The organism is Pseudoalteromonas piscicida (genome assembly GCF_000238315.3).
In the GTDB taxonomy this organism is placed as follows: domain Bacteria; phylum Pseudomonadota; class Gammaproteobacteria; order Enterobacterales; family Alteromonadaceae; genus Pseudoalteromonas; species Pseudoalteromonas piscicida.
Genome location: NZ_CP011924.1, coordinates 521,879 through 534,230 on the forward strand (window position 1 = coordinate 521,879; position 12,352 = coordinate 534,230).

Sequence of the window (12,352 nt, forward strand, 5' to 3'; positions counted from 1 at the left end):
CATAATGAGTAAGCATTTATTTGCAAATGAAAAGGTGATGAAGCAGTATCTTGGCGCCCTATTACAAGAGGAGCCAGAGATTGAACAATGCGAATTATCACCGGTTGCAAAGCTACTTGAACAAGTAAAAGAGCCGGAATCCGAACTTGAGGATACAGACCTTCCAGTTGTCGTTGCTACAGAGCCTCAGGAGTCGGTGAGTGAAGTTATTGAAGAACAACCGAGTAAATTAGCTCAAGATCTTGAAGTCACTGAAAATACATCTATTATCAAAGAACAGACAACGATAGAATCCGTTTCTGCAAGGGAAGCCTATCAAGAAGGTGAATCTCAGGCATTGTTTTTTGAAGTTGCAGGCTTAACACTGGCGATTCCGCTTAAATCACTTGGGGGAATACACCAACTGGGTGAAGTCAATCAACTCTTTGGTAAACCTAAATGGTTTAAAGGCGTGATGCTAAATCGTGAAGAAAAGCTTAATGTTGTTGATACTGCGCGATGGGTAATGCCTGAGAAGTTAACACCAAAATTAGAAGATGCTCTGGATTACCAGTATTTGATTACGCTTGGGGATAGTAACTGGGGACTGTTAGCAGAGAAACTAGTCAACAACTTAACACTCAAGCCTGAAGACATAAAGTGGCGCACAGCAGATGGTAAACGGCCTTGGTTGGCTGGGGTGATTAAAGAGAAAATGTGCGCGCTGATTGATGTAGAGAATTTAAACCGTTTGCTAGAACAAGGCCTCGATAGTCGAGAGCAGTAACTAGTATATTGATGGAGTGAAACCATGAGCCAAGATAGACTACTTTCTGCAGACAAAAATGCTGATAGTAATGATGAAGTATTGCAATGGGTTACTTACAAGCTTGAAGAGGAAACTTACGGTATCAATGTAATGCAAGTGCAAGAAGTATTACGTTATACCGAAATTGCACCAGTCCCAGGTGCGCCAAGCTACGTACTCGGGATCATTAATCTACGTGGTAACGTTGTAACGGTTATAGACACACGAGCTAGGTTTGGTCTGCAAAGTGCAGAAGTGACGGATAATTCGAGAATTGTAATAATCGAAGCCGAGAAGCAAGTTATTGGCATCTTAGTAGATAGCGTTGCTGAGGTGGTTTACTTACGTAGCTCGGAAATTGACAGCGCGCCAAACATCGGCACTGAAGAGAGCGCTAAGTTTATCCAAGGCGTATCAAACCGAGAAGGCGAGCTATTGATCTTAGTCGATCTTAATAAGCTATTAAGTGATGACGAATGGGATGAGCTGAGTCATATTTAGATGTCTGAAGTAGTAAACGCACAAACCGTTTTACTCGTCATATCAATAACCTCAAGCATACTTGCGTTAGTATGCTTGAGGTTTGTTTTTGTGCTGGGTAAAAAATTACAGGATGCGCAGGGTCAAACAGCGCAACTTTCGAGCTCACTACAAGGCTCTGAGCAACAAATAGCAATATTACGCAGCGAAGTTGCGGAGTTACGCGCCAGTATCATGAGTATTGGTAAGCGGGTGGTCGCAACCGAGCAAGAATTAAATGATGTTGCGAATCAGCAAGCAGCACAGAAATATGATGACCCCGACGCAAAAATGTATTCTCGCGCCGTGAAAATGGTGGAACTTGGCGCTGATATTGAAGAGGTGATGCGCGAGTGTGAGTTGCCAAGAGCTGAGGCAGAGCTGCTCATGTCTTTACATAACAAATCAAAATAATCGTCTAGAAAGTAGCAAGTTAGAAAATTTTGGCTATGCCTTAATATCTAGCTTGCCACGAAAACCTTCCCAGCCAGGTGGAAACTTACCACGCATAATGTAAGAAAAAGCGATGAGTTCAGCAATTACATAGTAGAGCTCCCGTGGGATCTCTTGGTGTAACTCAAGTGCACTGAGTGTTTGTGCTAATGATTCATCTTCATGGATCATGATGTTTTTCTCTTTTGCCAGCGCAATAATTTCCTCTGCCAGCTCGCCATATCCTTTAAAGGTGACCTGAGGTGCGCTTCCAGCTTCATATAACAGTCCAATAGCAGATTTTTGTGTCATCTCTTTTACACCTTAATGTTGATAATTGCGTGTTCATTAAAGAACTTATCTTGAAAGCTGGCTTCTTCTCTAAGGCCTATCTCAGCGACTTGTAGCCCATGAGATGCTAACTTATGTCTGAGTGTTGCCAAATGTGGCTCTGCGAGCTGCTTGACCTGGTTGGAGGTGGCTACTAATGCACATTCTAGGGCTTTATCCATCAGCTCGGCTTGGGCATGGATCTGACCTTTTTCTGCAAAATCAAAACAAAGACGAATAAACCACACAGACTTCTCTGGCATACCAGGTTTGGGCGACTTTTTATATTCACCTATTTGTAATTGCGTTTGCTGTTGCTCTTGTCCTACTTTTGTAGGGAAGAGCAGGTTAACAATCAACTGTGCTTCGCTGTCTTGTTTTGCAGAGTTGGTCGCTGTAGTCGGTGATTGTTGCGGTTGTAATTGGTTGTGCAATTGCCCCAATTCGCTTAACAGCTCTTTTGCTTGTGGTTGTTGAAGCGCGTCTGCTGTTTGCTTGGGGGAGAGCAGCTTTAGCTGTGGTAGCAGCGCATCCAGCAAAGCTTGTATTTTTTGCGTCGCTAGCTCATTGCTCTGAGCTTGATTTGCCACCTGACTACCTAATAGCGACACAATTAAACGGTCCAACATTTGTGTAAAGCTCGATTGAGCTAAACTTGTTGGCGTGTTAGCAAAGGTTGCCATGCCCAGTTGGCTCTCTAACTGGTTTTTAACGGTAAGCGCGTTGACTGAACGGTCATCAAGCAAGCGCGTAAATGCTTGGTTGACTAGTTTCTGTAATTCAGGTGTTTGTTTGAATGTATCTGCTTTTACGAGCTTTTCGATGGTTGTAGAAGCTTGGCGTAACATGTTTGGTGTGTTTTCTTTTTGCTCGGGTTTAGCCGTGGGCAGAGCAAGCAGGGCTTCAATCACCCCTTTAATTTGATTACTGGTAAGCTGCGGGATTTGGGAAGGCGTAGCGGTTACTTGTGTGCTTTGCGAATGTGCAGATTGCAACTGGAACGTCTTAGCAGAATCTACAGGCGCAGAACTCGCTTTACGATAAAGCGGCCGCGCTAAGGCTTGTGTCAGCTGTTCAACTTGCTTATTGCTAAGCGATAGTTTACCTGTGAGGGTGTCCAATAATAAGGACAGGGCTTTTTGTTTTACCTCAAAATCGACCGGTGGTGCTTGATATTTTGGTGTCTCTGCGAGCTGGTGTTGTAAGTAACGAGCAATGGAGCTGGCTAACTTTTCGTTTTGCAAAGGTGTGTGACTTTTTTGCAATGGTAATGGTTGCTTTGCCATCAGCTCTGTAAGATTAAGCTTTATTTGGTTTGAGAGTTGTTGCAGTGGCGTGCTCGGTTTATTTTTATTGTGAGCACTTACTTTCTCGCTTGGCGCAAGCAGAGTTGCGACCGAGTGACTCAAAACATCACTTTTACCTTTCTTGACAGGGGAGTTCGTGGGCTGAGCGACCTGACTTGTGAGTGGTTTACCAAAAGGTCTTCCGATCAGTACTTGCAACGCTTTTACTACTGTTGACTTAATTTGTTGCAGATTGACTTCAATTAGCGGTTTGTCATACGCCAGCGTATGTACTGATGCTAAGCGTGACTCAAGCGGTGAAGGTGCATCCTTATTGACTGTGCTTACCTGTTGCAGCAAAGCGCTAAGCGGCTTTATGGTTTCTACTTTTACTTGTTGTGTCGATTTTGTGATGTCAATTCCATTGAAAGCCGTTTTTACTTCGCCTTTTTGCCATGTGGTTGCTGCAGGCCAGTTACTGCTTATTGGCGATAAGGTTACTGAACGGTCATGAATGTTAAGTGTTATCCCACTTGGCTGCGGCTTCACCTCAACACTACTAAGTTGACTAGAGATAAGTTTTGCAATCATTGACTTAGGTAAAGCCGTACTAAACAGCAAGTCTTTAAATTGATTGACGACCTGCAAGGAAACATTACTTTGTTGGGCACTAAGATGCGCAATGAGTTTACTTTCACTTGCGAGCAAGTCTGCCACGGCTTGCACAAGCGGTACTTTTAAATCAAGTGCCTTGATGTGTAATGTGGCGTCTGGCAACGTGGTTGCTGAAGACTGTATTACTGGGCTTGGCGTATGCGTCTTTAGCGTCGTTAAAATATCAAAAAGCTGTTTTGTTAGTGTTACTTGTGCTTGTAGTTTGGGCGTTTGAAAGGTAATCACCTTGCCAGTTTCATCAATACTAACCTGTGCTTCTGGAAGCTGATTGGGCTGGGTTGGAGGCTTAAGCGCAAGTTGGATAGTTTGCCAGCGGCCATCAATTGCCACATCCATTTTTAGTTTATCGTTACTAATTTGGATATTCTTTGCTGCAAACGGTTGGTTTTTAGCTAAGTCTAATCTCGATACTTCGTTATTATCTGTGCTTATCACAGATGCTGTCGTCGTATTTGTTGTAATTGGCAGCTTATTCATTATTTTAAATCAAATTTTCGCTAATCGGTCGCATCGGATTATTCGTATTACCATACCATTATGTTAGACTAACGCCCAATTTTAGGTAAAGAGAAGCCCAAGTTTGCTAGAGATAGACGCCGTCACTTGTACCAAACAAGATAGATGCTTGTTTGACTCATTAAGTTTCACTCTCCATGCGGGGCAGATCATGCAAATTGAAGGCCCAAATGGTGCCGGAAAAACCTCTTTGTTGAGGATCATTGCTGGGTTCGCCAGAGCGGACGAAGGGCAGATCCGCTACAACAGCACTGACATCCGCGATGATTATGATTCATTCGCTGCCGATTTATTATTTATTGGTCATAAGACAGGTGTCAATCAACAACTTAGTGCCTACGAAAATGTCCAACATTGGCTTATGGTCCATGGCGCTCAGGCCGAAGAAGAAGAAGTCTATACACTGCTTGCTAAGCTCGGCTTAATTGGACTTGAAGATGTACCTGTGCGGACATTGTCGGCAGGCCAACAGCGCCGTGTTGCGTTAGTACGTTTGTGGCTAAATCAAGCCAAACTTTGGGTGCTAGATGAACCATTTACTGCGCTGGATAAAAAAGGGGTCGCCATGTTGCAAACCCAATTTCAGTCTCATCTCGACAAGGGGGGCGCCATTTTATTGACGACCCACCAAGATCTCACCGCACATTTTGCACAGTTACAAACCTTGGCGTTGGAGTACCGTTTGTAATGCAGACTCAACATTCTTATTGGTTAGCTTTTAAATCGGTTTACGCCAAAGATGTGACCTTGGCCTTTAGACAACGCGCTGAGATAGTCAACCCGCTGTTGTTTTTCTTAATCGTGATCACCCTATTTCCGTTAGCAATTGGGCCCGAACCTGCGCTGCTTACCAGAATGGCACCGGGTATTATTTGGGTAGCGGCGCTTTTATCGACTATGTTAGGTCTAGATAAATTATTTAGGGACGATTACAACGACGGCTCATTAGAGCAATTGATTGCTTCACCTTATCCTTTATCGCTATCAGTATTAGCAAAAGTAGCTGCGCATTGGACAGTCAGTGGTTTGCCAATGGTGGTGCTTGCGCCCTTGTTCGCGCTGTTAATGAATCTCGAGTCGCAGTCTCTCAATGCGACTGTATTGACCTTACTGATAGGTACACCGTTATTAAGTTTTATTGGGGCCATTGGCGCAGGACTCACCGTTGCATTGCAAAAGGGTGGCATTTTAATGAGTTTACTTGTCCTACCGCTTTATATCCCCGTATTGATTTTTGCAACGTCTGCCATAGATACCAGTAGCATGTCTTTAGCGTATGGTGGTCAGCTTGCAATCCTTGGTGCGATGCTTGCCGTCGCAATTGTTACCGCACCAATTGCCATATCGTCAGCTTTAAGAGTGAGTGTAAGTTAAAATGTGGAAGTGGTTACATCCTTATGCCAAAGCGGAGCGTGCTTACCAACTGTGTAACACCTTGCTTCCTTACTTTGCCGTGATTGCGGTAGTGGGCTTAATTGTTGGATGGGTTTGGGGGTTAGCCTATGCGCCAGCCGACTACCAACAAAAAGACAGCTATCGTATTATCTTTATTCATGTGCCGTCGGCTATCTGGTCAATGGGCGCATACTCGTCTATGGCTATTGCGGCTATTGTTGCCTTGGTATGGCAAATTCGTAATGCTGAATTGGCGGTTATAGCCATTGCTCCTATTGGTGCGGCAATGACCGCGATTGCGTTAATCACTGGTGCTGCTTGGGGTAAACCTATGTGGGGTGCTTGGTGGGTCTGGGATGCAAGATTGACGTCAGAGCTTATCCTATTGTTTTTGTATTTTGGTGTTTTGTCTCTATATCACGCCTTTGAAGATAAAAAATCAGGTGGTAGAGCTGCCTGTATTCTTGCCATTGTCGGGGTCGTTAATCTGCCTATTATTCATTTCTCGGTAGAGTGGTGGAACACGTTGCATCAGGGGTCAACTATCACCAAATTTGATACTTCAGCGATTGATCCTTCTATGTTGTGGCCTTTGTTGATCAACATAGTGGCGTTTGCTGGTGTGCTTGGCGTGGTTACGCTAATTCGTTTGAAAAATGAAATTTTACGAAGTGAGCAACACCGTCCTTGGGTCCGCGAATTAGTGAATAGGGGTTAATCATGCAGTTTGAATCCTTCAGTGAATTTTTAGCCATGGGTGGTTATGGCTTTTATGTTTGGCTCTCATTTGGCTCATGTGCATTAATACTGACTGGTATTTTAGTCGGCTCTATCTTGGATGGTAAGGCGCTAAAGCAAGCAGTTAAAGCGCAAATGGCAAGAGAAGCACGCATTAAAAAAGCAAAAGAGGAGTCGCAAGCATGAATCCTAGACGCAAAAAGAGATTATTCACCGTTGTTGCCGTTATCTTTGGTATTGGCGCAGCGGTCGGGCTTACGCTTTACGCACTACAAGAAAATATTAATTTGTTTTACACGCCGAGCGAGCTTGTTGAAGGTAAAGGTGAGTTAAAAGAAATACCGCAAATTGGCCAGAAACTGCGCATTGGCGGTATGGTTGTGCCGGGCTCAGTGGTGCGTGATGAAACGTCCTTAGATGTGTCATTTAAACTTATCGACACCGGTCCAATGGTTACTATTCGTTATAAAGGCATTCTTCCTGATCTATTCCGTGAAGGCCAAGGTATCGTAGCACAAGGGACATTAGTTGAGTCTAATGTAGTTGAAGCGTTTGAAGTACTTGCCAAGCATGATGAAGAGTATATGCCATCAGAAGTGGCGGAAGCCGTGAAAGGCATTAAGCACGAAAAGCCAAAATATAATTTAAACAGCGAGAACTAAGATGGTCCCAGAAATAGGTTACTTCGCTTTAGTTCTGGCGATGGCATTGAGCTTATTACTGTGTATTTTCCCATTGTGGGGTGCTTATACGGGTAATTTGAGGCTGATGAAAGCCGCTCCTTCACTGGCCGTTGGTCAGTGTATTCTTGTGGTGTTCTCATTTGTGGTACTGATCTACATCACATTAATGGATGACTTTACGGTTGCGTATGTGGCACATCATTCGAGCAGTACTTTGCCTTGGTATTATAAAATCACCTCAACGTGGGGTGGACATGAAGGCGCAATTTTACTGTGGTTAGTGATGCAATCCATGTGGACCATGCTGGTTGCAGTGATGTTAAAGTCGCTACCGTGGGTATTGCGAGCGCGTGTGTTAGGCGTACTTGGCTTTTTAGGTGTGGGCTTTATGCTCTATACCCTGTGGATGTCGAGTCCGTTTGAGCGTTTGCTTCCTTACTTCCCTGTTGAAGGGCGTGATTTAAATCCATTATTGCAAGACCCTGGAATGATCATTCACCCGCCACTCCTTTATATGGGTTATGTTGGCTTATCTGTGTCTTTCTCTTTTGCAATTGCTGCGCTTTTAACCGGTAAACTTGATAACACTTGGGCTAAATGGTCACGTCCTTGGACAATGGCCGCATGGGGCTTTCTTACTCTAGGCATTACTATTGGTAGTTGGTGGGCGTACTCAGAGCTAGGCTGGGGCGGTTGGTGGTTCTGGGATCCGGTGGAAAACGCTTCACTGATGCCTTGGCTTGTTGCAACCGCTTTATTGCATTCACTCGCAGTAACAGAAAAGCGTGGTGTGTTTAAGTCTTGGACAGTACTACTTGCTATCACCGCGTTTAGTTTATGTTTACTGGGTACCTTTATCGTTCGTTCTGGGATCATCGTTTCGGTGCATGCGTTTGCAACCGATCCAGACCGTGGTTTATATATCCTGTCATTCTTGGCTGTGGTTGTGGGTGGTAGCTTAGCGCTTTACGCACTGCGCGTAGCTCAAGTATATAGCGAAGGGCGTTATCAATTCATTTCGCGTGAAGTAGCGCTGTGGATCAACAATATCTTCTTAGTGGTTGCGACCTTGATTGTATTATTGGGTACGCTATTGCCTATGATCCATAAAGAGTTGGGCTTAGGCTCTATTTCTATTGGCGTACCTTTCTTTAACCAAATGTTTGCGATATTAATCGTGCCGTTCGCGATTTTGCTGGGTTTAGCACCTATGCTGCGCTGGAAACAAAATAAAATGCCGCCACTAGTGAAAAAATGGGCTGCATTGATTGCGGTGAGTTTAGTGCTCACGGCGACGTGGTTATACTCGAGCTACGAAGTGGTGGCGCCACTTACGTTTGTTGCGACCGCTTTAGCTGTGTGGATAAGTGTGGCTACTGCTGCTGACTTATTTAATAAAGTGACTGTTCACCCAAGTGTTGCGATCGGCTTTAAAAAGCTAGGATTGAGCTATTGGGCAATGGTACTCGGGCACGTTGGTATTGCCTTTGTTATCGCGTCGGTGACGTTAACTTCAGCATACTCAGTTGAGCGCTCCGTGAGCATGAAACCGGGTGAAACAGCGATGCTAAACGAGTACGAATATCGCTTTGATGGGGTAAAAGAAATTCGAGGCCCGAACTACGGTGGCCATGCAGGCGTAGTGACGGTATTCAAAAATGGTAAAAAAGTCACCGAGCTGCATGCAGAAAAACGCCGCTATGATGTAGGGATGCAGTTTATGACCGAAGCCGCTATTGATGATGGCTTCTTCCGCGATTTATATCTAGCACTCGGCGAGCCGCTTTCTGCAGGCGCGTGGTCGCTTAGGATCTATCACAAACCATACGTACGCTGGATGTGGTTAGGTGGGCTACTTATCTCTTTTGCCGGCTTCATTGTGCTTGCGGATAAACGCTACCGCAGCCGCGTGAAAAAATCATCCCAAGTGGAGGCTTAACATGAACCGCAAGTTATTAGGTTTAGTGCCTTTTTTGATATTTATTTTCCTGTGTGTGTTTTTGTACCAAGGACTTTTTGGTAATCCTAGAGAGATCCAGACCGGCCGTTTAGGACACACTATGCCTGAGTTTTCATTACCGGACCTAATGGATAGTGATAAAACCTGGACCGCCGACTCGCTTAAGGGTGAAGTCTACTTGATGAACGTATGGGGCACTTGGTGCCCAACGTGTATCGCTGAGCTGGGTTATTTAACTGAGCTTAGAGAGCGTGGTGTGAAAATAATAGGTCTGTATTACGAGCAGGCTTATGACCCTGATTTTGGCGACCAGTTTGATATCAATGCTCTAAGACAAGATGTCAATAACATGTTGAGCCGTGCAGGTAACCCATACCAATTTAACATTCTTGATTTGGAGCGTACATTAGCACTGGATCTAGGTGTTTCAGGCGCGCCAGAGACTTTTTTGGTAGATAAGCAAGGTAAGATTGTGTTGCATCATACTGGCGACATCAATGAACGCGTGTGGCGTACTAAATTTGCAGCAATCTATCAGGAGCTAACGCAATGAAATATGTAATTGTTTTGCTTTTAATGATGATTGCCGCAGCGGCGCAAGCAACGGAAGACAAATATAACTTTGCTACAGCTGAACGTGAGCAAACTTTCCGAGAGCTGACTCATGAGCTACGCTGCCCGAAATGCCAGAACCAAAACATTGCCGATTCAGATGCTGTCGTAGCCAAAGATCTACGTGACAAAGTTATCGCTTTGGTTAATGAAGGTCAGTCTAAGCAAGAGGTCATTGATTATATGATCGACCGCTATGGCTATTTCGTTCATTATCAACCACCGGTTACGCCTGCAACGATTGTACTTTGGGTACTGCCAGTGGCAATCATTATTTTAGGCTTCGGCTTTATCGTATTTCGTCAAAAGCGCGCTGCGAAAAAGCAAGATTGGAATGCGGCGGACGAACAAAAGCTGACAGAGCTCATTAATCAATATCAACGTCAGGAGCGTGAGCAGTGAGCGAATTCTCGACAGATTTAACCCAAATGTGGTTTTTGTTTCTTCTGCTAGGCGTATTTGCCGGTCTCTTTGTGGTTTTTCCGTTTATTAAAAAAGAAAGACGCATCACGGTTGATCATGATGCGAATGCCGAGCGTATCGATATTTTCCATCAGCGTTTGGAAGAGTTAAAAGAAGAGCTTGCTAATCAACGTATCGAAAAAGACAGTTATAATGAATCTGTGGTTGAACTCAAGCGTCGCTTATTGAATGAGTTATCGCCTGAACAATCATTGACGAGTCGTGGTGACAACCGTGTGTTGGCGCTGACGGGTATTGCATTTATGGTGCTGGTCACTGGTGTCTTTTATTACTACACGGGTAGCCACAGGCAAATAGCGAGCTGGCATGAAGCCGTTGAAAAGTTACCTGAGTATGGTGAGCGTGCAGTAATGCAATCTGGAGAGCCGCTTAATGCCAACGAGCTACAAGCATTTGCGCTGGGGCTAAGAACTAAACTAGCAACAGCTGGCGATGATGCAGTTGCATGGATGTTACTTGGTCGTGTTGCAATGTCACTCAATGACTTTGAGATGGCGATGCAGGCATTTGATAAAGCACTCGTGATGCAACCTAATAACAATAATGTCCTCGTGAATTATAGCCAAGCATTATTGATAGAGGGCTCAGAGCCAAGTATGAATCGCGCGGCCAGAATGTTGTCAAAAGTGCTCAAGAATGATCCAACGAATATTGATGCGATAAGCTTGCTGGCGTTAATTGCCTATGAACGTCAAGATTGGAAAGAGTCAAAAGCCGCCTTTGAAGTCTTGTTGTCACAATTAACCAAAGATGATCCGCGTTATGAGATGATTGCAGGGCGCATTGCTGAAATCGAACAAAAGTTGGGTCAACAGAAAGACGAACCAGTGGCTGTAAAAACTGGTATTGTCGCTACTGTAACCATTTCAGCTGAGTTACGGAATAACATTCCAAAGGACAGCACCTTGTTCGTTTTTGCAAAAGCAGCTGAAGGTCCTGCCATGCCATTGGCGGTGGCCAAAATTACAAACTTTAACTTGCCAATGACGGTAAACCTAGATGATAGTATGGCAATGATGCCTGAATTAACCTTGTCGAAATTTTCTCAAGTTACGGTCACCGCACGTATTTCTAATGATGGTTCAGTAATGCCTTCAGATGGAGAACTTGAGGGTGTTTCAAGCGTAATTGAACTTCAACAAGGCGAAAATCAGCTCAATGTCGAGATTAGTCGTGTCTTAACAAATACAGGGAAATAAATGCTTAAAGCCGTGCTCACAGGCTTACTTGCGTTGACCATTGTCGGTTGTGCGCAAGTACCCGAAGAGAAAAAGGATCCACGAGATCCATTTCAATCACTTAACCGCCCACTCTATGACTTTAACATGGATGTGTTGGATGCCTATATTTTGCGTCCTGTTGCTAAAGGGTATGTTGCGGTGACTCCCGCTCCTGTACGCAGTAGTGTTGTCAATTTCACCACCAACATCGCCGCACCGACCGATGCAGTAAACGCGGCCCTACAGGGTAAGCCTGATCATATGGCAATCAATGTTGCTCGCTTTTTAGTTAATTCTACGGTCGGTATTTTTGGCTTGTTTGATGTTGCGAAAACACTTGGCCTTGAGCTTAAAGACGAAGATTTTGGCCAAACTTTGGGGGTTTGGGGTGTTGGCGATGGTGCGTATATTATGATCCCAGGTATGGGACCGACGACCGCGAGAAACTTAACGGGTGATGTAGTCGATAACTTTGTCTTACCAGAAATTGCACTCACTACGCCACAAACAGTATTAGTGTTTGCGCTGCGCGCGGTTGAAGCAAGGGCGGCTTTGATGTCACAAGAAAAGCTGCTAAATGAGTCGCTTGATCCATACACTTTCTTAAAGGATGTCTATTATCAACGTCAATTGTACGAGCTATTCGATGGCAATCCGCCAATAGAAGAAGAGCCGGATGATTTTGACGAGAACTTTTTAGAGAACCTGTAAAAAAT

The 12,352-nt window shown here is 44.5% G+C and carries 15 protein-coding genes; 13 read left to right on the plus strand and 2 right to left on the minus strand.

Annotated features, from left to right (window positions below):
* Nucleotides 1-4: 4 nt before the first annotated feature.
* From PPIS_RS02475 to PPIS_RS02485, 3 genes are read left to right on the plus strand one after another with little or no spacing between them, the layout of a single operon-like run.
* The gene (locus PPIS_RS02475; RefSeq protein WP_010369099.1) at nt 5-766 is read left to right on the plus strand and encodes a chemotaxis protein CheW; all 762 of its coding nucleotides are present in this window, start codon (nt 5-7) and stop codon (nt 764-766) included.
* Between the two features lie 24 nt (nt 767-790).
* Complete coding sequence (locus PPIS_RS02480) at nt 791-1,288, plus strand: chemotaxis protein CheW (RefSeq protein WP_010369098.1); 498 nt, start codon at nt 791-793, stop codon at nt 1,286-1,288.
* Nucleotides 1,289-1,720, plus strand: a complete 432-nt coding sequence (locus PPIS_RS02485; RefSeq protein WP_010369097.1) for a DUF2802 domain-containing protein — start codon at nt 1,289-1,291, stop codon at nt 1,718-1,720.
* 33 nt (nt 1,721-1,753) lie between these two features.
* Here PPIS_RS02485 and PPIS_RS02490 read toward each other — a convergent pair whose 3' ends face one another.
* Together PPIS_RS02490 and fliK are read right to left on the minus strand one after the other, a co-directional pair.
* A complete protein-coding gene (locus tag PPIS_RS02490; protein WP_010369096.1) occupies nt 1,754-2,050 on the minus strand; it encodes an EscU/YscU/HrcU family type III secretion system export apparatus switch protein in 297 nt (98 codons plus the stop codon).
* Nucleotides 2,051-2,055: 5 nt separating this feature from the next.
* On the minus strand, nt 2,056-4,506 hold the full coding sequence (gene fliK, locus PPIS_RS02495) for a flagellar hook-length control protein FliK (protein WP_010369095.1): 2,451 nt from the start codon (nt 4,504-4,506) through the stop codon (nt 2,056-2,058).
* Nucleotides 4,507-4,609: 103 nt separating this feature from the next.
* Between fliK and ccmA the strand changes: the two genes are divergently transcribed.
* From ccmA to PPIS_RS02545, 10 genes are read left to right on the plus strand one after another with little or no spacing between them, the layout of a single operon-like run.
* On the plus strand, nt 4,610-5,233 hold the full coding sequence (ccmA, locus tag PPIS_RS02500; protein WP_081629136.1) for a cytochrome c biogenesis heme-transporting ATPase CcmA: 624 nt from the start codon (nt 4,610-4,612) through the stop codon (nt 5,231-5,233).
* Complete coding sequence (gene ccmB / locus PPIS_RS02505) at nt 5,233-5,919, plus strand: heme exporter protein CcmB (protein WP_010369089.1); 687 nt, start codon at nt 5,233-5,235, stop codon at nt 5,917-5,919. The genes ccmA and ccmB overlap by 1 nt, the downstream gene beginning before the upstream one ends.
* A 1-nt stretch (nt 5,920) precedes the next feature.
* Nucleotides 5,921-6,658, plus strand: a complete 738-nt coding sequence (locus PPIS_RS02510) for a heme ABC transporter permease (RefSeq protein WP_010369087.1) — start codon at nt 5,921-5,923, stop codon at nt 6,656-6,658.
* A 2-nt stretch (nt 6,659-6,660) separates the two neighbouring features.
* Entirely contained in the window at nt 6,661-6,864 is a 204-nt protein-coding gene (gene ccmD, locus PPIS_RS02515) for a heme exporter protein CcmD (RefSeq protein WP_010369085.1), read from the plus strand.
* Nucleotides 6,861-7,340, plus strand: coding sequence for a cytochrome c maturation protein CcmE (ccmE, locus tag PPIS_RS02520; protein WP_010369083.1), 480 nt, complete (start codon nt 6,861-6,863; stop codon nt 7,338-7,340). The genes ccmD and ccmE overlap by 4 nt, the downstream gene beginning before the upstream one ends.
* Nucleotide 7,341: 1 nt before the next feature.
* On the plus strand, nt 7,342-9,300 hold the full coding sequence (locus PPIS_RS02525; RefSeq protein ID WP_010369081.1) for a heme lyase CcmF/NrfE family subunit: 1,959 nt from the start codon (nt 7,342-7,344) through the stop codon (nt 9,298-9,300).
* A gap of 1 nt (nt 9,301) precedes the next feature.
* Nucleotides 9,302-9,874 (plus strand): redoxin family protein, encoded by a 573-nt coding sequence (locus tag PPIS_RS02530; protein ID WP_010369079.1) that lies wholly within the window; start codon nt 9,302-9,304, stop codon nt 9,872-9,874.
* A complete protein-coding gene (locus PPIS_RS02535) occupies nt 9,871-10,335 on the plus strand; it encodes a cytochrome c-type biogenesis protein (protein WP_010369077.1) in 465 nt (154 codons plus the stop codon). The genes PPIS_RS02530 and PPIS_RS02535 overlap by 4 nt, the downstream gene beginning before the upstream one ends.
* Before the next feature lie 26 nt (nt 10,336-10,361).
* Nucleotides 10,362-11,615 (plus strand): c-type cytochrome biogenesis protein CcmI, encoded by a 1,254-nt coding sequence (gene ccmI / locus PPIS_RS02540; RefSeq protein WP_420834862.1) that lies wholly within the window; start codon nt 10,362-10,364, stop codon nt 11,613-11,615.
* Nucleotides 11,616-12,347 (plus strand): MlaA family lipoprotein, encoded by a 732-nt coding sequence (locus tag PPIS_RS02545; protein ID WP_010369071.1) that lies wholly within the window; start codon nt 11,616-11,618, stop codon nt 12,345-12,347.
* Nucleotides 12,348-12,352: the final 5 nt, after the last annotated feature.

Coding starts and splice junctions, on each gene's coding strand:
- fliK (WP_010369095.1), bottom strand. CDS start 4,506: ATGAATAAGCTGCCAATTACAACAAATACGACGACAGCATCTGTGATA.
- PPIS_RS02530 (WP_010369079.1), top strand. CDS start 9,302: ATGAACCGCAAGTTATTAGGTTTAGTGCCTTTTTTGATATTTATTTTC.
- ccmE (WP_010369083.1), top strand. CDS start 6,861: ATGAATCCTAGACGCAAAAAGAGATTATTCACCGTTGTTGCCGTTATC.
- PPIS_RS02510 (WP_010369087.1), top strand. CDS start 5,921: ATGTGGAAGTGGTTACATCCTTATGCCAAAGCGGAGCGTGCTTACCAA.
- PPIS_RS02490 (WP_010369096.1), bottom strand. CDS start 2,050: ATGACACAAAAATCTGCTATTGGACTGTTATATGAAGCTGGAAGCGCA.
- PPIS_RS02475 (WP_010369099.1), top strand. CDS start 5: ATGAGTAAGCATTTATTTGCAAATGAAAAGGTGATGAAGCAGTATCTT.
- PPIS_RS02535 (WP_010369077.1), top strand. CDS start 9,871: ATGAAATATGTAATTGTTTTGCTTTTAATGATGATTGCCGCAGCGGCG.
- PPIS_RS02525 (WP_010369081.1), top strand. CDS start 7,342: ATGGTCCCAGAAATAGGTTACTTCGCTTTAGTTCTGGCGATGGCATTG.
- PPIS_RS02480 (WP_010369098.1), top strand. CDS start 791: ATGAGCCAAGATAGACTACTTTCTGCAGACAAAAATGCTGATAGTAAT.
- ccmB (WP_010369089.1), top strand. CDS start 5,233: ATGCAGACTCAACATTCTTATTGGTTAGCTTTTAAATCGGTTTACGCC.
- PPIS_RS02485 (WP_010369097.1), top strand. CDS start 1,289: ATGTCTGAAGTAGTAAACGCACAAACCGTTTTACTCGTCATATCAATA.
- ccmI (WP_420834862.1), top strand. CDS start 10,362: ATGTGGTTTTTGTTTCTTCTGCTAGGCGTATTTGCCGGTCTCTTTGTG.
- PPIS_RS02545 (WP_010369071.1), top strand. CDS start 11,616: ATGCTTAAAGCCGTGCTCACAGGCTTACTTGCGTTGACCATTGTCGGT.
- ccmD (WP_010369085.1), top strand. CDS start 6,661: ATGCAGTTTGAATCCTTCAGTGAATTTTTAGCCATGGGTGGTTATGGC.